Genomic DNA, 16498 nt, shown 5'->3' on the forward strand with positions numbered 1-16498 from the left:
CGGTAAAGGCACAGAGGGTCTAGCGCGAATCCCGCGCATGCCTACAGCGCCTCTTCCCAGGCCTGTAGGCATCATTAGCCCCCGTCGGGGCGGTTTTAGGGAGGAATGCCATCTCCTTTTCGCAGTTTACGCCGACGACATCGGGCTTACAAGTACGGCCGTGACCCAGAGGCAACTCGACGACCGAGCCTGCGGCGGGCGGGCGTAGTCGCGCAAGTTCTGCGCCCGCGACACGTTAGCCGCCATAAAGCGATTCGATCACAAGGTGCTTTGATAAGGTCGACATACTCTGGCGATGCCTGCGTACCTTTTCAAGGAGCGTTGCGGCAGTGTCACCCATGTCGAACCGACGACAAACGAAACCCAAGCACTCAATCCACATGCCGAACCCTCACCTCCGCGTCACTGCAGACGATTCCTATCAGATCGGAGGTCTTCACGGACACGACGTGTGACCAGGACGGTCAGGTAGTCCATGACTCGAGCCCCTTCACTGTATGCGGCCCATGTCTCCGCATACATCTTCGAAACAAGACTAACGGGAGTATTCGATTCGGCGGCGATTTCCTTCACGATGTCTTCGACGTCAAGCTGTCGCATGTTAGCCCCTATTTCCGGCCCTTCAGGAATGCCCGTCCAGCAGCCGTAACCGTAATACCGGAGCGCGTGCCAGACGGGTAGTCAACGTAGCCGGCACTGATCAGTTCTCGGGTAACCGACCAGCCGAGCGCCGGTGCGTCTCTCCCGTAGCGAATTTCTGTAAGGCGTTCCAGCGCCCAGATTGCGGACGTAGAAATAGAAATGGTTTGCTCATCTGGCGTATCGTTGTCGATCATCATACCTCCAAAGAATTAATTCGTACTCTTGCAGATTGCACGGCGCCCACCATCAGGCGTGGTTCGATGCACCCGGTCGTGTCCAGTCGTACCTCGTACCGATCACGATGCGTACGGCTGCTTCCACGAGATCAACGCTGTGTTGCCCGGCATACTGGTCCGCCCGCTTCATCAGCGCCTCGAGTGGCGGTAGCGGAGCAGCATTCTTCCAGGCGAAAACAACGCCATTTCCGGCGCCGTTTTCCGCCGGGGCGAGCGCGACCGATGACCCGAACGTCTCGCGAATTCTGGCGAGATTTTCCCTATGCCGCGGGTCCTCCCCTGGCAGGTTGGCAGCCATCACGCCATCGCCGTTCAATCGTGAATGGCAGGCTTCGTAGAAGGCCGCGTCGGAGAGTTCCGCAGGCACACCGCCCGCCTTGAAACCGTCGAGCAGCACCACGTCGAAGGTTTGCGCAGTTGCCGACAGGTACAGCGCAGCGTCCGCGCAAACGACCGAGAGCCGCTCGTCGTCGGGTGGGATGCAAAAGCGGTCGCGTAGCGCAATCACCTCCGGATTGATCTCGATTACCGTGATGTTTGCATCGGGCAGATGCCGGTAGCAGTACTTTGCCAGTGAGCCACCGCCTAGCCCGATCATGCAGATGTGCCGGGGAGCCGGCTGCAGCAGCAGAAATCCCATCATCGTGCGCGTATAGCCAAGCGCGAGCGCATATGGCGCTGCACGCAGCATGCTGCTTTGCATTTCGCGGCCGTCAAAGTACAGCGAGACGAACTGCTCAGATTCCACAACGACCGGTCTATCCACGGCAGCGCGTGAGCGAAAGGCACGAAATCGCAGGAGTGGCCAGTTGAACGGAGGCATTCGGCTCATCCCTCCTGCAGCAGCGCCAGGAGCGCGTGAAGTGCGGCTTCTTCGTCAGGGCCCGCAACCAGCAGTTGAGCGGCGGTCCCGCCGCGCACCCGCAACGCGTCGATTGCCATGCCATCCTTCGCGTTACCACGGCGCCCATTCGCGACCACCAGGATATCGCTTTCGAACCGGCACGCCACACTGACCAGTACGTCCCGGAAAGAGGACGCCCCATTGCGGTTCCACCCGGAACCGGCTTGAAAATCGACAACCGTTGCCACGTATTTTCCCCAAATCTCTGGACGGGTCCCTGGATTCAGCACGAGGTATCAATCTGGCAGTCCGTGAGAAAGGCCCTCAGTTCGCCTTCCCAAGTGGTGTCCTGCAGGTCGATGCGGATGCCCGCGAGCCGCTTCATTTCAGGGTTCAGGTGCACCGCTTCAAGCGATCGGGGCCACACGCCCTGCGCAAAACACCGGCCGTCCACGTCGAGGAGCACGCGTGGATGACACCGGAAACGCGCACTGGCCACCGAAATCGCATCCAGCACGTGCCGGGCCGATCCCGGTGGATAAACAAAGGTCAGGTTAATCCCGGTCGCCGCGAGCTGCTCGCCGACGTCATGGAACCGGTGGACCATCTGGAACCCGCGTTCGCCACCACGCCCGACGCCCACCGCAACCAGCCCCCTGCTTCCAGCCATTTCCCGCAGGCGCACAAGGCGCCGGTCAGGCAACAGCAGTGCCCCATCCAGATCGAACATGACGGCATCCTCAGCGAATCCGCCCGCAAGTTCGCTGAAGGGCGGCGAAAAGCATTATGATACAACAACAATTTCATGTGTCTTACATTATAATGTTGTGTGCGTAATCAAATGATCGCCCCCAGCGAAGTACGCCTCATTTTTTCTGCCTGGTCCGACACTGTTTCAATGGAATCCGCAATGAACACCGCCCCCGCATGCCCGCAATGCTCTATGGAGAACACGTACCCGGACGGAGCACTGTGTGTGTGCGCGGACTGTGGGCATGAGTGGTCAGTGGCTGTGCGTAGCGATACCGACGGCGAACCGGAAAGGAACATTGTTCGGGATGCAAACGGAAACTTGCTCTCAGACGGTGATTCGGTCGTGCTCGCCAAGGATCTGCGTGTGAAGGGTTCTTCGATCACGCTGAAAATGGGCACCAGGGTGAAAAATATTCGGATCGTCGGTGGCGATCACGAGATCGATTGCAGGACCGATGCCGGCAGCTTCATGCTCAAAGCCTGCTTTCTGAAGAAGGCGTGATCCTCAGCACTGCACCCGCGCGAAACGTCACAGCGTTTCACGCACCCGTTTGACTACCTGCATATACCGAGAATGGACGGCGACGAGACATCCCGCGACGCATTCGTCGAATTCCCCACTACGCCATTGAATGACAGGCGACCATTCGTGTTGGAAACGCAGCACGCAGTGTCCCTGCACTTCGATCACTTTGCCACCCAGAGCTGCATGTCACTTCGTGCGCCGGACAGGCTCACGCTTGGCTATACGCGTACGATGATGGGATTCCTCCTGCTGCAGCCGGCTCCCCGGCACATCTGCATGATCGGATTAGGCGGTGGCTCACTGGCAAAGTACTGCTACCGGCATCTGCCTGAAGTGGAGATCACCGCAGTCGAGATCGACCCTGAAGTCATTGCGCTGCGTGACGTGTTCAGGATTCCAGCAGACGACGCGCGCTTCAGGGTGTTGTGCGCCGATGGTGCAGACTACATCAGGAACGAGAGCGTTGTCGCAGATGTCATGCTGGTTGACGCCTACGCGTCGGGCGGGATTGCAGACCAGTGCACGGATATTGCATTTTTTTCGACGTGCCGCGAACGGTTGACGAAGACGGGAGTTCTTGCGATCAATTTCACCGACGACGAGCCGGCACTGGACCTGTACGTCGAACGGCTGAGCTCCGTGTTCGGCTCCTCGTACACGGTGGTCCGATGCGCGGACGACAGCAATTTCGTCGCTTTCGCCTGGAAAGGCAGAGGCCGCCTGCCGTCTTCGCGCGTCCTGCTGGATCGCGCCTTCTCGCATGCGTGGGCGGACGACCTGAGGCTGCCCTCAACTGCCAGGCGCCTGAAGGGCGGTATGAGCCTCGACCCGAAGCGCCTGATCTGGCGCGAAAACGGCCACGCGCACTGGGAGCATGGCACCTGATGCTGCCCGCTGGTTCAGTAAGCTTCAGTCAGCATTGCGCCCGACCCGCTTTCCGAGTGCGCTCTTCGTCTTGTAGGTCACACCATGACGTTCGAGATATTCACGGATCAACTGCCGGACAACCTGCGATGGCGTCAGATCCTGCGCGGCACAGAGCTTTTCCAGTGCCTCCTTCTTGGCGGGATCAATCAGGATAGTCAGGCGCGCAGTTTTGGTTTCCATCGGGAGCGGGAAAGGCGAGTATGATAATCAGATTATAATACACTCGCCCTCAAAACGAATGGCAGCACCAACGATTCAGGCAGGAATGGTGACCGGGGGCAAGCAGACTCGAATCCGGGCCGCCTGAATATCATCGGGACCACACGTTACCATGGGCTACAGTGCCGGATTCAGCACGCAAAGCATGTTTCCGCGCCACCCGGCAACGCCGGAAGCGAACGTCTCTTCCAGGGCGCGCAGGTCAATGCGAAGAATCGCTCGCCAGTCCAATAGGCAGGTACGCCGCCCTTCATGCCCGGCTACCGACTGCGCTCCTGCCTGCCGTAATACGCGAGCACATCGTCCGCTACAGGCACAACCACCAGTGCGACGAGTACCGCAGCGAGCGGGACGGTCGCCACATAACCCACGTTCCTGAACCCGACGGCACCTGCCAGCCCTCCAACGAAGAATGAAGCCAGCATCGTTCCTTGGGTCCTCAACTTCGCACGGTTTGCGATGACTGCGTGCGTATCCGCATCGACTGCCGACCTGTTCCAGTAAAAGAGCTTGCCCAACTCTATCCCGAGGTCCGTCACGATGCCGGTCATGTGCGTCGTGCGGATCTCCGCGCCCGACAGCTTCGCGATCATCGCGTTCTGCAGGCCCATGATGAAGCACAGCAGGATGACGGTCGTAGGCACGAAGAACGCATCCCAAAGCGCGAGATGGCTGCCGAGCAAGCCGAACAGGACGAGCAGCGCGGCTTCTACCAGCAACGGCAAGACGTACTGACTTTGCAGGCTGCGGCGTCGCCCCCAGTTGACGAGCACGGCCGAGCACCCCGCCCCCACAAGAAACGATGCAAGTGAGCCAATAGCGGCAAGCGCAAGGCGAGCGTCCCCGAGTGCGGTCTGGTCGGCGATCGCCGACACGATGCCGCTCATATGCGATGTGTACTGCCCAACCGCAAGATAACCGCCGGCATTGGCCGCACCCGCGACAAAAGCGAGCGACACGCCGAGTTGACGGTTTGCGCTTGCGCCACGTCTGCTTCCTGTGAGGTTACGAAAGTACTGTGCTGGCATAGAAGCTTCGGACGGTCACCCGGATCGTGGGCGCATACCCTGCATATGGGCCTTTGAGGCACGGCGACGGGCGAGGTTGGCCACTGGGTGCCCACCACCCCTGATCCATGTGACGTACATGATAACGTCATTAACATATCCTGCTATCAACATTAAACTTTCGATGTAATATCATGCACAGGACTGATCCGGTACGCCCGGCACAGCCCATGCCCCTCGTTCAATCCGAGCGCACTGGAGACATTCCGGATGGCACCTGTGCCTGGCGTCCATTTCGTCGTGCTGGTTGTGGCAGTCTGGCTCGCGGTAGGCGCGCTGGGCCTCGGGGTTCTGCATCGCACGCGACTTGTCGCACACGGTCTGTTTCCGCTTGGCGCGCTGGCCGGGTTGATGCTGGGCGCGACAGGTCTTGCCGGTGTCTTCGCCGAACCGTCCACCCTGGTGCTGCCGGTTGGTCTGCCTGGTCTTCCCTTCCATCTGCGCCTTGACCGGCTCTCCGGCTACTTCCTGTTCGTGCTCGGCGTCGTCAGCGCGGGGATCGGCGCCTTTTCCGCCGGCTATTTCCGTAAGGGCGAAGGGACCGCGCCTGGGCTCATCTGTTTTGAATATCACGTGTGCGTCGCAAGCATCGCGCTTGTACTAATCGCGGACGACGCCTACGCCTTCATGGTTGCCTGGGAGACGTTGACGCTGTCCGCCACGTTTCTCGTGATGACCAACCACCGGATCGGCGAGATCCGTCGCGCCGCCTATCTGTATTTCCTGATTTCGCACGTCGGTGCGCTCGCGCTGCTCCTGTGCTTCGGCATTCTGCAGGCTCGCACTGGTGACTACACATTCGCCAACATGCGCGCGCAGTCGCCTGACGCATTCTGGGCTTCGCTCGCGTTCCTGTTCGCGCTGACCGGATTCGGCGCCAAGGCGGGCGTGTTCCCGCTGCATGTCTGGCTGCCCGATGCCCATCCAGCGGCGCCCTCGCCCGTGTCCGCACTCCTGAGCGGATTCGTGCTGAAAGTCGGCCTGTATGGCATGCTGCGCACCGTGTTCGACCTGCTGCACGTGCAGATCGCCTGGTGGGGCGCGCTGCTGCTTGTGCTCGGCGCCGGCACCACGCTGCTCGGTGCGGTGTTCAGCACGATCCAGGTCGACATGAAGCGCCTGCTCGCGTATTCGTCGATCGACAACGTTGGCCTGATGATCGCTGCGCTCGGACTCGCGGTGCTGTTTCGTGCATGCGGCATGCCGCGCCTGTCGGCCCTGGCGCTGACTGCGATGCTCTACCAGATTGCAGCACACGCGTCGTTCAAGAGTCTGCTGTTCCTTGGTACGGGCGCTGTGCTGCATGCCACCGGGGAACGCAATCTTGGCAGGCTGGGCGGCCTGATCCGTTTCATGCCGTGGACCGCGTGGGCCGCGCTTGCGGGCGTCGCGGCCAGTGCAGGCCTGCCGCCACTGAGCGGTTTCGTCGCGGAGTGGCTCCTGCTGCAAAGTTTCCTGTTCGCGCCAGGCTTGCCCAATTCCGTGCTCGCCATGACGGTGCCGATCGTGGCCGCGCTGGTTGCGATGTCGGCGGCTCTGGCCGGCTACACGATGGTCAAGTTCTTTGGCATCGTGTTCCTCGGGCAGCCGAGGGAAGTGAAACTGGCCCGCGCACGCGATGCGAATGCATGGGAGCGACTCGCGTTCTGCTGGTTCGCAATGGCCGGTGTGCTGCTCGGGCTGATGCCCGTGCAGTTCGTCAAGTTACTGGACCCGGTCACGCATGCGCTTGTTGGGAGCGGCGTCGCCGCGAACAATCACGGCTGGCTGCTGTTCGCGCCGGTGTCGGCAGCCAGGGCGAGTTACATGCCCGCCGTGTTCATGCTTTTCTTCCTTGCCTGCTGCGCCCTCGCCTGGGTCCTCGTACGGCGCTTCTACCACGGCAGGCTGCATCGCGCCGCGCCCTGGAGCTGCGGCTTTCCGTTCACGACAGCACGAATGCAGGACACGGCCGAAGGGTTCGGGCAACCGATCCGCGAGATCTTCGCGCCGCTGCTGCGCATCGAACGGCACCTGCCGTCGCCGCTCGACGCGCAACCGGTCTACAGCGTGTCGGTCACCGACCGCACGTGGTCCCTTCTCTACGAACGTATCGCGGCACTCACGCAACGCACGGCGCAATGGGCTGGCCGGCTGCAGACGGGCAAGATTGCCGTGTACCTCACCTACAGCTTCGCCGTACTGATCCTGCTCCTGATGCTGGTGAAACGATGGTGAGCCTGTCCGGTGTGATCTCGCAGGCCCTCGAGATCGTTGTGGCGCTTGCCGGCGCACCCCTGCTCACGGGCTGGATCAACCAGTGCCGCGCATGGTTGCAGAACCGGCGCGCGCCATCCATCTGGCAGCCGTACCGGATGCTCCACAAACTGTTCAACAAGGAATCGGTCGTCGCGCACACCGCAAGTCCGGTGTTCCGTGGCGCCCCCTACGTCGTCTGGGCCGCGATGACGCTTGTGTGTGCGATCGTGCCAACGCTGTCGACAGACCTGCCGCTGTCGCCTGCCGCAGACGCAATCGCTCTCGTCGGCCTGTTTGCGCTCGCGCGTGCCGCGCTGTCGCTCGCCGCGATGGACATCGGCACCGCGTTCGGCACGCTCGGCGCCCGCCGCGAGATGCTGATCGGCTTCCTCGCCGAACCCGCCCTGCTGATGGTGCTGTTCTCGGCCTCGCTGATCACGCAGTCGACACTGCTCACGAGCATCGTCGTGACACTGGGTCGGGATGAGCTCACGATCTATCCGAGCCTGGCCTTCGCGGGTATCGCGTTCACGCTGGTGTCACTGGCCGAGAACGCGCGGCTGCCCGTCGACAATCCGGCCACCCACCTCGAGCTGACGATGATCCACGAGGCGCTGATCCTCGAATATTCCGGGAGACACCTCGCACTCATGGAATGGGCAGCGAGCCTCAAGCTGTTCGCGTACTCGTGCATCGGCCTGGCGCTGTTCGTACCGTGGGGCATCGCCGGGGCAGGCAACCCGTTTGCCCTGCTGCTCGCGCTGCCCGCGCTCTTCATCAAGCTGGTGGTGGGCGGTGCGGCGCTAGCCGTGGTCGAAACTGCCAACGCAAAAATGCGGATCTTTAGAGTTCCAGAGTTTCTCGCCACCGCTTTCCTGCTCGCGGTCATCGGCATGCTCGTGCACATTCTGCTGGGGGCATGAATGCACGGTTACGCGACGCAACTCATCAATTTTCTCGCAGCGGTCCTGCTCGCGTTGTCGTTCGCGATGCTGAGCCAGCGCCGCATCCTCTCGCTGATTCATCTCTATACGATGCAGGGCGTCGCGCTCGTGCTGGCAAACCTGATCCTCGGATTTGTGACCGTCGATGCGAATCTGTACGTGTCCGCCGGCCTGACGCTCGTACTGAAAGTCGGCCTGATTCCGTGGATCCTGTACCGGCTCGTGCGCAGGCTCGACGTCCGGGCCGATGTCGAGCCGCTCATCAACATTCCGACGACGATGCTGATTGGCATCGTGCTGGTGATCATTGCGTTCAACGTCGCCTCGCCAATCAGCCAGCTCGCGACCTCGGTTGCGCACGGCACACTCGGAATCGCGCTCGCGTGCGTGCTGTTGTCGTTCATGGCGATGATCACGCGTGCGAAGGCAATTCCGCAGGTGATCGGCTTCCTGTCGATGGAGAACGGCCTGTTCTTCGCGGCAACGGCCGCGACCAACGGCATGCCGATGATCGTGGAACTCGGCATCGGGCTGGACGTGCTGGTCGGACTCCTCATTCTGGGCGTGTTCATGTTCCAGATCCGTGAGCAGTTCGACAGCCTCGACATCCATCACATCGAGAAACTCAAGGATGAGTAACGCCCACGTCGTGCTCGCCGTGCTCGGCCTTCCCCTCGTCGCGGCCGTATGTCTCGCGCTCACGCGACCCACCGACGTCGCGCGTCACCTGAACGTCGCCTTCAGCTTCGTGACGTTCGCGGCGACACTCGTGCTCGCCGCGCGCACCGTCGAACACGGGCCGTCGTTCGCGTTCGGACGGGCGTTTTTTGTCGATCCGCTCAACGTGTACCTCGTCGCGCTGACCGCGTTCGTCGGCTGGACAACGTCAATGTTCTCGCGGCCGTACATGCGGGTCGAAGAGGCGCGCGGCCGGATGACGGCAAAGCGGATGCGGCTCTATCACAGCATGTACCAGCTCTTCATGTTCGCGATGCTGCTTGCGCTGCTGACCAACAATCTCGGTGTGCTGTGGGTCGCGATGGAAGCCGCCACGCTCGCGACCGTGCTGCTCGTCAGCGTTTACCGCACAGCCGCGAGCCTCGAGGCCGCATGGAAGTACTTCATCCTGTGCGGCGTCGGCATCGCGCAGGCATTGTTCGGCACGATCCTGCTTTACCTCGCTGCGAGCCGGCAGTTGACCGGCGATGATGCGCTGCTCTGGACGAGCCTGGCCGCCGCGAAGACACACCTTGAGCCGAACATCGTATCGATCGCCTTCGTGTTCCTGCTCGTCGGCTACGGCACCAAAGTCGGACTTGTGCCGATGCATAGCTGGTTGCCGGACGCCCATGCCGAAGGTCCGACGCCGATTTCGGCAGTGCTTTCGGGGCTGCTGCTGAACGTCGCGCTGTACGCGGTGCTGCGCTGCAAGGTACTTGCCGACGGGGCATTGGGCAACGGTCTGCCAGGCCAGTTGCTGGTCGGGTTCGGGCTCGTGTCGGTGCTGGTTGCGTCCTTCTCGCTGTTTCGCCAGAAGGACGTCAAGCGGCTGTTCTCTTATTCCTCGATCGAGCACATGGGGCTGATGACTTTCGCGTTCGGACTTGGCGGCCCGATTGCGACGTTTGCCGGGCTGCTCCACATGACCGTCCATTCGCTCGTCAAGTCGGCCATCTTCTTCACGGTTGGCCACGCGGCGCAAAAGGCAGGCACGCAGGCAATCGAAGGGATTCGCGGGCTGCTGCAGGTCAGCCCGACAGTCGGCTGGGGAATGATGCTAGGCGCGCTCGCGATTCTCGGCCTGCCGCCGTTCGGCGTGTTTGCAAGCGAGTTCCTGATCCTGACGACCGCGATGAATACGATGCCGTGGACGGCGCCCCTGCTCCTGCTCGGCCTCGCCGTCGCATTTGCGGCAATCTTCGCGCGCGTGCAGCGGATGGTGTTCGGTGGAACGACAACGGCCAAACCACTCGAGCACCGCCCCGCGCTGCTGCCGGTATTTGTGCATCTGGGCTTCGGGCTGATGCTCGGTCTCTATGTGCCACCGTACCTGGCAACGTGGTATCGCCAGGCCGCAACGATGTTGGGGGGTTGAAGCATGCGACTTGACACGGCGCAGATCGAAGACGCGACCCGACTGTCGCACGCAGCGGGACAGATTCCAGCAGTCATCGCCGACGTCAACGAAGCGCGGTGGCTCGAAATCGCGCACATGGCGCGCTCGCAACAAAGCCGGCTCATTGCAATGTGGGGCAGCGAAGCACCCGAGGGGATTTTTTCGGCGAATGCCGCATACGAATGCGAGGACGGAATACTCTGGGTGTGCCTGGCGATCGAGCGTAGCCCACACCCCGGAGGCGTGTTCCCCAATCTTGCCGACATTTTTCCGTACGCGACGCGCATGCAGCGGACAATCTTCGATCTCACCGGCTTGCAGGCTCGCGATGCGCAGGACACCCGCCCGTGGCTCAATCATGGGAACTGGCCCAGTGACTATTTTCCGTTGCAAAGACAGGCAACGGGCGTCGAAACATTCGAGTCGAGCGAGGCAGACTACCCGTTCGTGCAGGTCGCGGGCGACGGTGTTCACGAAATCGCGGTCGGACCGATCCACGCTGGCATCATCGAGCCGGGGCATTTCCGGTTCTCGGTCGTTGGGGAAAAGGTGCTGCGCCTCGAGGAGCGTCTCGGCTACGTGCATCGGGGTGTCGAGCGGCTGTTCGAACGCACTCCGGCCTCAGGTGGCCATCGGGTCGCGGCACGGATTGCGGGCGACTCGACAGTGGCGTTTTCATGGGCATACTGCATGGCCCTCGAGCAGGCATGCGGTGTCGCCGTGTCGAATCGCGCGCTGTACCTGCGCGCCCTCCTGCTTGAAAGGGAACGTGTTGCCAATCACCTGGGAGACCTTGGCGCGCTCGGCAACGATGCCGGGTTTGCCTTCGGACTCGCCCAGTTCTCACGACTCAAGGAGGACTGGATACGGATGAACGCTCACGCCTTCGGCCATCGCTATCTCATGGACCGCATCGTGCCAGGAGGCGTGGCAGTTGACATTCGCCCCGAGACTGCAACGGCGTTGGTCAGTCAGTGCGACGCTATCGGGCGTGAAGTCAACGTCATGCTCAAGATCTACGAGGACCAGTCGGGAGTGCAGGACCGGTTTGCCAGCGCGGGCCGTTTGACTGCCGATGTTGCCGGGCATTTCGGCGTGCGCGGCATGGCGGCTCGCGCCAGCGGCCACACATTTGATGTGCGCGCGGCCTTGCAACCCGCTCCGTATGACAATGTGGCCGTCAAGGCGGCAAGCGACCCCAGGGGTGACGTCGCCGCACGCGTTGCCGTGCGTTTCACCGAAATCGGCGAGTCCCTGCGTCTGGTCCGTGCGCTGCTCGCCAGTCTTCCGGCCGGACCGACTGCCATCGACGTGAAACCGTCAACCGTACCCTCCCGCGGGACAGGCTGGGTGGAAGGATGGCGCGGTGACGTATTCGTCGCGCTCCAGGTGGACGCGAGCGATGTAGTTTCGCGCTGCCACTGCCACGATCCGTCGTGGCAGACCTGGCCAGCACTCGAGCACGCGATCATCGGCAACATCGTTGCGGATTTCCCGCTGATCAACAAGTCGTTCAACCTGAACTACGCGGGGCACGATCTCTGATGTGGCAGCTTATCCGGCAATTCGCGCGCTCCGGTTTTCCAGACGAACCCGCGCCGACAGTAGAAGATGCGTGGCGACACGAGGAGAAACAGGTTCGTCGCGAAATACTCGATCTCCTCGGGCGCGCACTGTGTATCCGGCAGATTGATGCGGGCTCCTGTAACGGCTGCGAACTGGAGATCCACGCGCTCAACAATCCTTACTACAACATCGAAGGTCTGGGTATCAGGTTCGTCGCGAGCCCGCGGCACGCTGACCTGCTGCTCGTGACCGGACCTGTGACGCTGAACATGAAGGCGGCCTTGCTCGCCGCATATGAGGCGACGCCAGCCCCGAAGCTCGTTGTTGCTGCCGGTGAATGCGCGTGCACTGGTGGCATTTTTGCCGGTGGCTATGCCGTGTGTGGGCCCGTTTCGTCGATCCTGCCGGTCGACGTTTCAATTCCCGGATGTCCGCCGCCCCCCATCGATCTGCTGCGAGGCATCCTGGCGGCCTGCCGGGCGCGTTAGCGTTGAGAATTCGAGCAAAAAGACATCGTCCAGGCGCGCACGTCCTCTGTTATGCCTCCTCCAACCACCGGGACGCGGCCCAGGCATGATGACGACTATGAAGAGCTGCGCGCGACTTTCGCGCTCCTGCGCCTGGCATGGCCTCAGCTCGTCACGATGTTCGGCTTCGTGTATGCCGTTCTGCTTCGCTACCCGACGTGGTTTGTCGCCTTATCCGTTCTTGTTGGGACGGTCTCGATCTCTCACGTCGCCATGAATGTCGCAAGGAATCCGGCCAGGCCGTTCGATTTCAAAGTGCTCGACTGGCTTCTGGTGATTTCCGGCTGGTCAGCCATTCTGCTCTCGATGAACTGGCTGCGCATCGAACGTACGCACCATCTGGAGCCAGGTGCGCTTCTTGGCCAGGCGATCCAGAGTACGCTGATTTCCAGTCCCGATCTGGGGACCGGTTCCGTTGTGACGCAATGGATATGCAGCTTCAGTGCGCTGGTTGTGATGCTTGCCTGGGCCTTTAGTGGACGATACCTCGACTGACCCTGGAAAGGGTGCAGCAAGGGCGGATCCGTTGACGCCTGATCACCGCCGTCTTGAGCTTGAGATGAAAACCGGCAGGTATGGCGTTCACGAGGTCGAACTACTGGATCTATACCGTTCCGGCAGGCTGAGGCCTACAGGTTCGAAGCGGTCTGCCATGTTGTGCGAAGATGCGATTCACGTCTGCCGCCACAACCTGGACGGCGCACTCATGCAGTTGCAAACTTGACTGCGGCACACACCAGTCCGATCCAGACCATCGCAGAATTCGGCAAGTCCTTCGGGTGCCCGTGGAGGGTTTCCAGGTCGATCAACCCGCTCCAGCTTTCCCGGAAGTTGAACGGAACAATGTCTCCGTTAAGATAAGTTTTCGATCGAGCCTTTGGTGCCGGTCCATGTGCTTTGCCACTTTGCGCGCGCCCTCTGCGCGCCAGGACGACCTCTGCGCGTTGGCGCCAACGGCGCGACGGAACCCTCACTTGACTTCGTCCAGCGCCCAAAACGTGGCGATACGCCGATTGCGGCTGCACGAGTCGCCGTGCGTGCGCAGGCGTTTGCCATCGTCGTCGATGGCTTCCGGAAACAGATTGCGCCAGATGCAGATTCAATTGGTCCGGCGGGCACAAGGGTTTGACCGCTCAATGCGCTGGAATAAAGCAGACATCCTGAACGTTTATTGGTGAGGGATAGCATGCAAGGCCGCAGTGTCATCCACCACTGAGACCGTGCGATTTTCTCATTCAACGAATGGCTGCACCGCTGTGGTGTGGTCTGCGCAGGAGGGAACATCATGAAAGCATCCAGACTGATATCGGTGGTATTCGCGATAGTTGCGCTAGGTTTTGCGTCGTTGTCGTTTAGCGCGGATCAATCTAACAACAACATGAGTTCGTCGGGGGCGAGCAGCAGCAGCACGAACGGAAGTGGCGGCGGCTATTGATGCGCTTGCTTGCTTGACGGCCTGCGCCCAAATCGCGACGCTGCTCGGGATGGCCTGAACGCAATCGTGGCGAGCGGCTGCTCGCGATCGTTGCGTTACCTTTGCGTTGACCAATTGCGCGTGCGCCACGAGGTCGCGCGGGCTGGAATGCGCAACGTTTAGCGCACCTTGATGCCGTTGACAAAGCCCGTAGGCTTCACCAGTTTGATGAGGCGACGAGCATTGCCTGAACGGTCGACGAAATTGCCTCAGGATTTGGGTCACCGTCAGGCGCAATCCCAAGGGTCGCTGCGCTATCCGAACAGACCCTCCAACCTGCGGCATAATACTCAAAAAATTGGTTAAGGAAGGGGGCGACTATGCGATGGCGCCTGACGCGGCCCACAGTGCCTGGATGGTACTGGATGGAAATGAGCGGCGAACGCGAAATTGTGAAGATATACGAATATCAGGTTGGGCCTCACGTGACTGCGGAGCTGGAAGTCGCGCAGGTTGGACGTCAGCATACCGCGCCCGTGTTTGATCACAAATTCACCAGCGCTCGATGGTTTGGGCCGATCGCTCCACCGGACGAAGTGGCGGGCAGCGCAAAAAGCTATGACTAGGATGCCGACATAAACATGAAGCTCCAGACACCGTGTCCCGATGCGGTGTGCGCCAGAGCACCGGAAGCACGTTTGAGGTGGTTGGTGGTCCGGCGACCGCCAGATCTTGGCCGATGGGCGCTGCCGCCGTCATCTTGTAATGACCCAGCGAAGCCCGCACAGCTCAAGCGGCTAAAGCGAATGCCTTCGCCGGGGGATTCATCTTCGCGGCCCGGTGCGTCCTTCGATGGTTGCAGGACTTCCAGTCGGGGATCACGCAGCTGGCGTGCTGCCTGGGGACGCTGAACGTGTCCGGAGCACTTCAGCCATGGCCGTTCATTCCAGAGACCTCTGCGCTGCATCCCCTGCACCAGGCGCCCCCTTGAAATCATAGGGTATCGAACCGGTTCGCCACGCACCGCCCGCAGGCAGTACCGTCCAGCCAAGCAGACTCTTGACTGCGCGGACGTTCAAGAATTGCCAGCTTTTGCTGGTGCAGCCCGATGCACTGTCGGTCAAGGACTTCACCGCTCGTCCGAGCGTCCTCAGTTCTGCGAAAAATCAGAATCGCCGGAGATTCCTGTCGCGATCCGTGTCTGGAGTTCGCTGTACCCCACGCAATACACCGTTAGTGTCAAACGAGAAATGGAACATCATGGGCGTGATGTTGTTTTCCACGTAGCGATACGACCAGATTTCACGTTGTGTGCGACGAAAAAATCCGCTTTCCGCCGGGGGTCCAAAATTGGCCCGCACGTCATCACTCGTCCATTTTCCGATCTGCGCCAGTTCGAATTCGCTGAGTTGCAGCACCTGGCGGACACTCACGATCTTGCCCGATGCATCGATGTCTGCGACTACGTTTGTCGTGCCCATGGGCTGCGTCGGCCACATGAGCCGGCGGCCGCCATCCGGCAGGTCATAGACCTCACGCGGTTGTCCCATACGTGCGATGACCGCCGACTGATCCTCGCCAGCATGAAATTGCTGCCAGGGCTGGGCGCAACTTGCCAGCATCAATGCCGCCGCTGACACGACCGCGACACGCCCCAAGCCCTTGCAGACACGGGTCGTTCGCGTGATGGAGGCCTGAATGCGCGCGAGGTTGCCGACCATAGATTATTGCCGTCATTTGTAGCTGCGGATCGCAATCGACAGGCCTCTTGCGGAGTAACTGCTGCGTGTTGGCGCTCACACGACTGCCGATACCGAGAGCGCGAATACGACAGGAAGACGGTCTCTCGACGCTGCCGGCTACTTTACTGATGGCCACCGCGTATATTGCCGGCCACGCCGCCTGCGGCACCGCCAATAATCGCGCCGGTCCACGCATCGCCGCCGGCAATCGCCGCAATGCCCGCGCCGCCGGCCGCTCCGATCGCCGCGCCGCTCACCGTGCCCTGCTGCCGAGGGGTCATATCCGTGCAGCCGATGATGGCGAGCAGGGTTCCCATACTGACGAACCAGCCAAATCGTTTCATGATCTACATCCTCACTGATTCTTGTTCAGACCGGGCAAGACCATTTGAAACCAGAGGGTTTCAATCACCGGGTGCTGGATCATTGCAGGATTCGAGGCGTAATAGCTGTCCAGCCCCTGGCGCACGCTGTCGAGCGTCTGGCCTTGCATGCCCTTGCCAAAGCGCAGCGAGATATCGTTGTTGCTGCTGGCGCTATTGCCGGCATAGGCCCGCTCGACCTCGAGCAGATTTGCGATGCCAACGAGATACGCTTTCTTTGCCTCTTCCGACGACGCCATCCACTGCTGCCCGGTGACGATGGGAATGCTCTGCGCGTGCACGGCATTGCCCATCATTGACAGAGACAGAAGACTCAGAGAAAACAGCGCTCGCCAACGTGGTTTGCTTGCCATC

Annotated in this window: 20 protein-coding genes and 1 riboswitch; of the genes, 10 read left to right on the top strand and 10 right to left on the bottom strand. The window is 61.1% G+C overall.

Translation table 11 applies throughout. The features are described 5' to 3' along the window. Positions 1–58: 58 nt before the first annotated feature. A riboswitch (Fluoride riboswitch) is annotated at positions 59–125 on the bottom strand. 277 nt (positions 126–402) lie between these two features. The 5 genes from U5A57_RS15185 to U5A57_RS15205 are packed head-to-tail and all read right to left on the bottom strand — an operon-like array spanning position 403 to position 2452. Beyond that, positions 403–600 carry a DUF3562 domain-containing protein gene (locus U5A57_RS15185; RefSeq protein ID WP_321912120.1) on the bottom strand — a complete coding sequence of 66 codons (198 nt, stop codon included), beginning with the start codon at positions 598–600 and terminating at the stop codon, positions 403–405. 8 nt (positions 601–608) lie between these two features. Then, positions 609–836, bottom strand: coding sequence for a hypothetical protein (locus U5A57_RS15190; RefSeq protein WP_321912257.1), 228 nt, complete (start codon positions 834–836; stop codon positions 609–611). 52 nt (positions 837–888) lie between these two features. Further along, positions 889–1701 carry a fused MFS/spermidine synthase gene (locus U5A57_RS15195; protein WP_321912122.1) on the bottom strand — a complete coding sequence of 271 codons (813 nt, stop codon included), beginning with the start codon at positions 1699–1701 and terminating at the stop codon, positions 889–891. Positions 1702–1706: 5 nt separating this feature from the next. Further along, positions 1707–1970, bottom strand: a complete 264-nt coding sequence (locus U5A57_RS15200; RefSeq protein WP_321912124.1) for an HPr family phosphocarrier protein — start codon at positions 1968–1970, stop codon at positions 1707–1709. A 35-nt stretch (positions 1971–2005) separates the two neighbouring features. Then, the gene (locus U5A57_RS15205) at positions 2006–2452 is read right to left on the bottom strand and encodes a hypothetical protein (protein WP_321912126.1); all 447 of its coding nucleotides are present in this window, start codon (positions 2450–2452) and stop codon (positions 2006–2008) included. A 180-nt stretch (positions 2453–2632) separates the two neighbouring features. Between U5A57_RS15205 and U5A57_RS15210 the strand changes: the two genes are divergently transcribed. Beyond that, positions 2633–2977: a zinc ribbon domain-containing protein YjdM gene (locus U5A57_RS15210; RefSeq protein ID WP_321912128.1), complete on the top strand. Its 345-nt coding sequence runs from the start codon at positions 2633–2635 to the stop codon at positions 2975–2977. 72 nt (positions 2978–3049) lie between these two features. Continuing rightward, entirely contained in the window at positions 3050–3886 is an 837-nt protein-coding gene (locus U5A57_RS15215) for a spermidine synthase (RefSeq protein WP_321912129.1), read from the top strand. Between the two features lie 24 nt (positions 3887–3910). On the opposite strand, the gene U5A57_RS15220 is transcribed toward U5A57_RS15215, so the two are convergent. After that, complete coding sequence (locus tag U5A57_RS15220; RefSeq protein WP_321912132.1) at positions 3911–4108, bottom strand: ribbon-helix-helix protein, CopG family; 198 nt, start codon at positions 4106–4108, stop codon at positions 3911–3913. A gap of 299 nt (positions 4109–4407) precedes the next feature. Then, positions 4408–5175, bottom strand: coding sequence for a YoaK family protein (locus tag U5A57_RS15225; protein ID WP_321912134.1), 768 nt, complete (start codon positions 5173–5175; stop codon positions 4408–4410). Positions 5176–5424: 249 nt separating this feature from the next. On the opposite strand from U5A57_RS15225, the gene hyfB reads away from it, so the two are divergent. The 8 genes from hyfB (at position 5425) to U5A57_RS15265 (ending at position 14645) form a co-directional block, all read left to right on the top strand. Continuing rightward, a complete protein-coding gene (gene hyfB / locus U5A57_RS15230; protein WP_321912136.1) occupies positions 5425–7431 on the top strand; it encodes a hydrogenase 4 subunit B in 2007 nt (668 codons plus the stop codon). Further along, entirely contained in the window at positions 7425–8375 is a 951-nt protein-coding gene (locus tag U5A57_RS15235) for a respiratory chain complex I subunit 1 family protein (RefSeq protein WP_321912138.1), read from the top strand. The genes hyfB and U5A57_RS15235 overlap by 7 nt, the downstream gene beginning before the upstream one ends. Further along, complete coding sequence (locus U5A57_RS15240; protein ID WP_321912140.1) at positions 8376–9035, top strand: formate hydrogenlyase; 660 nt, start codon at positions 8376–8378, stop codon at positions 9033–9035. It abuts the gene before it with no gap. Then, on the top strand, positions 9028–10491 hold the full coding sequence (locus tag U5A57_RS15245; protein ID WP_321912142.1) for a hydrogenase 4 subunit F: 1464 nt from the start codon (positions 9028–9030) through the stop codon (positions 10489–10491). Before U5A57_RS15240 ends, U5A57_RS15245 begins: the two co-directional genes overlap by 8 nt. Positions 10492–10494: 3 nt before the next feature. Further along, the gene (locus tag U5A57_RS15250; RefSeq protein ID WP_321912144.1) at positions 10495–12057 is read left to right on the top strand and encodes an NADH-quinone oxidoreductase subunit C; all 1563 of its coding nucleotides are present in this window, start codon (positions 10495–10497) and stop codon (positions 12055–12057) included. Next, the gene (locus tag U5A57_RS15255; protein WP_321912146.1) at positions 12057–12566 is read left to right on the top strand and encodes a formate hydrogenlyase; all 510 of its coding nucleotides are present in this window, start codon (positions 12057–12059) and stop codon (positions 12564–12566) included. The genes U5A57_RS15250 and U5A57_RS15255 overlap by 1 nt, the downstream gene beginning before the upstream one ends. A gap of 51 nt (positions 12567–12617) precedes the next feature. Beyond that, the gene (locus U5A57_RS15260; RefSeq protein WP_321912148.1) at positions 12618–13100 is read left to right on the top strand and encodes a hypothetical protein; all 483 of its coding nucleotides are present in this window, start codon (positions 12618–12620) and stop codon (positions 13098–13100) included. A 1344-nt stretch (positions 13101–14444) separates the two neighbouring features. Then, positions 14445–14645: a hypothetical protein gene (locus tag U5A57_RS15265; protein WP_321912150.1), complete on the top strand. Its 201-nt coding sequence runs from the start codon at positions 14445–14447 to the stop codon at positions 14643–14645. Positions 14646–15185: 540 nt separating this feature from the next. Here U5A57_RS15265 and U5A57_RS15270 read toward each other — a convergent pair. The 3 genes from U5A57_RS15270 to U5A57_RS15280 all read right to left on the bottom strand — a co-directional run bounded on the left by U5A57_RS15270 (position 15186) and on the right by U5A57_RS15280 (position 16497). Continuing rightward, positions 15186–15641 (bottom strand): hypothetical protein, encoded by a 456-nt coding sequence (locus U5A57_RS15270; RefSeq protein WP_321912259.1) that lies wholly within the window; start codon positions 15639–15641, stop codon positions 15186–15188. A gap of 242 nt (positions 15642–15883) precedes the next feature. Continuing rightward, entirely contained in the window at positions 15884–16105 is a 222-nt protein-coding gene (locus U5A57_RS15275) for a hypothetical protein (protein ID WP_321912152.1), read from the bottom strand. Between the two features lie 11 nt (positions 16106–16116). Beyond that, the gene (locus tag U5A57_RS15280) at positions 16117–16497 is read right to left on the bottom strand and encodes a hypothetical protein (protein WP_415774632.1); all 381 of its coding nucleotides are present in this window, start codon (positions 16495–16497) and stop codon (positions 16117–16119) included. Position 16498 lies beyond the last annotated feature (1 nt).

The sequence above is a fragment of the Paraburkholderia sp. J11-2 genome (assembly GCF_905220185.1).
Classification (GTDB): domain Bacteria; phylum Pseudomonadota; class Gammaproteobacteria; order Burkholderiales; family Burkholderiaceae; genus Paraburkholderia.

What these genes read in the sequence shown, in the direction of transcription:
- U5A57_RS15185 (WP_321912120.1), bottom strand. Translation starts at nt 600, where the DNA reads ATGCGACAGCTTGACGTCGAAGACATCGTGAAGGAAATCGCCGCCGAA.
- U5A57_RS15190 (WP_321912257.1), bottom strand. Translation starts at nt 836, where the DNA reads ATGATCGACAACGATACGCCAGATGAGCAAACCATTTCTATTTCTACG.
- U5A57_RS15195 (WP_321912122.1), bottom strand. Translation starts at nt 1,701, where the DNA reads ATGCCTCCGTTCAACTGGCCACTCCTGCGATTTCGTGCCTTTCGCTCA.
- U5A57_RS15205 (WP_321912126.1), bottom strand. Translation starts at nt 2,452, where the DNA reads ATGTTCGATCTGGATGGGGCACTGCTGTTGCCTGACCGGCGCCTTGTG.
- U5A57_RS15210 (WP_321912128.1), top strand. Translation starts at nt 2,633, where the DNA reads ATGAACACCGCCCCCGCATGCCCGCAATGCTCTATGGAGAACACGTAC.
- U5A57_RS15215 (WP_321912129.1), top strand. Translation starts at nt 3,050, where the DNA reads ATGGACGGCGACGAGACATCCCGCGACGCATTCGTCGAATTCCCCACT.
- U5A57_RS15220 (WP_321912132.1), bottom strand. Translation starts at nt 4,108, where the DNA reads ATGGAAACCAAAACTGCGCGCCTGACTATCCTGATTGATCCCGCCAAG.
- U5A57_RS15225 (WP_321912134.1), bottom strand. Translation starts at nt 5,175, where the DNA reads ATGCCAGCACAGTACTTTCGTAACCTCACAGGAAGCAGACGTGGCGCA.
- hyfB (WP_321912136.1), top strand. Translation starts at nt 5,425, where the DNA reads ATGGCACCTGTGCCTGGCGTCCATTTCGTCGTGCTGGTTGTGGCAGTC.
- U5A57_RS15235 (WP_321912138.1), top strand. Translation starts at nt 7,425, where the DNA reads ATGGTGAGCCTGTCCGGTGTGATCTCGCAGGCCCTCGAGATCGTTGTG.
- U5A57_RS15240 (WP_321912140.1), top strand. Translation starts at nt 8,376, where the DNA reads ATGCACGGTTACGCGACGCAACTCATCAATTTTCTCGCAGCGGTCCTG.
- U5A57_RS15245 (WP_321912142.1), top strand. Translation starts at nt 9,028, where the DNA reads ATGAGTAACGCCCACGTCGTGCTCGCCGTGCTCGGCCTTCCCCTCGTC.
- U5A57_RS15250 (WP_321912144.1), top strand. Translation starts at nt 10,495, where the DNA reads ATGCGACTTGACACGGCGCAGATCGAAGACGCGACCCGACTGTCGCAC.
- U5A57_RS15255 (WP_321912146.1), top strand. Translation starts at nt 12,057, where the DNA reads ATGTGGCAGCTTATCCGGCAATTCGCGCGCTCCGGTTTTCCAGACGAA.
- U5A57_RS15260 (WP_321912148.1), top strand. Translation starts at nt 12,618, where the DNA reads ATGCCTCCTCCAACCACCGGGACGCGGCCCAGGCATGATGACGACTAT.
- U5A57_RS15265 (WP_321912150.1), top strand. Translation starts at nt 14,445, where the DNA reads ATGGAAATGAGCGGCGAACGCGAAATTGTGAAGATATACGAATATCAG.
- U5A57_RS15270 (WP_321912259.1), bottom strand. Translation starts at nt 15,641, where the DNA reads ATGCTGGCAAGTTGCGCCCAGCCCTGGCAGCAATTTCATGCTGGCGAG.
- U5A57_RS15275 (WP_321912152.1), bottom strand. Translation starts at nt 16,105, where the DNA reads ATGAAACGATTTGGCTGGTTCGTCAGTATGGGAACCCTGCTCGCCATC.
- U5A57_RS15280 (WP_415774632.1), bottom strand. Translation starts at nt 16,497, where the DNA reads ATGGCAAGCAAACCACGTTGGCGAGCGCTGTTTTCTCTGAGTCTTCTG.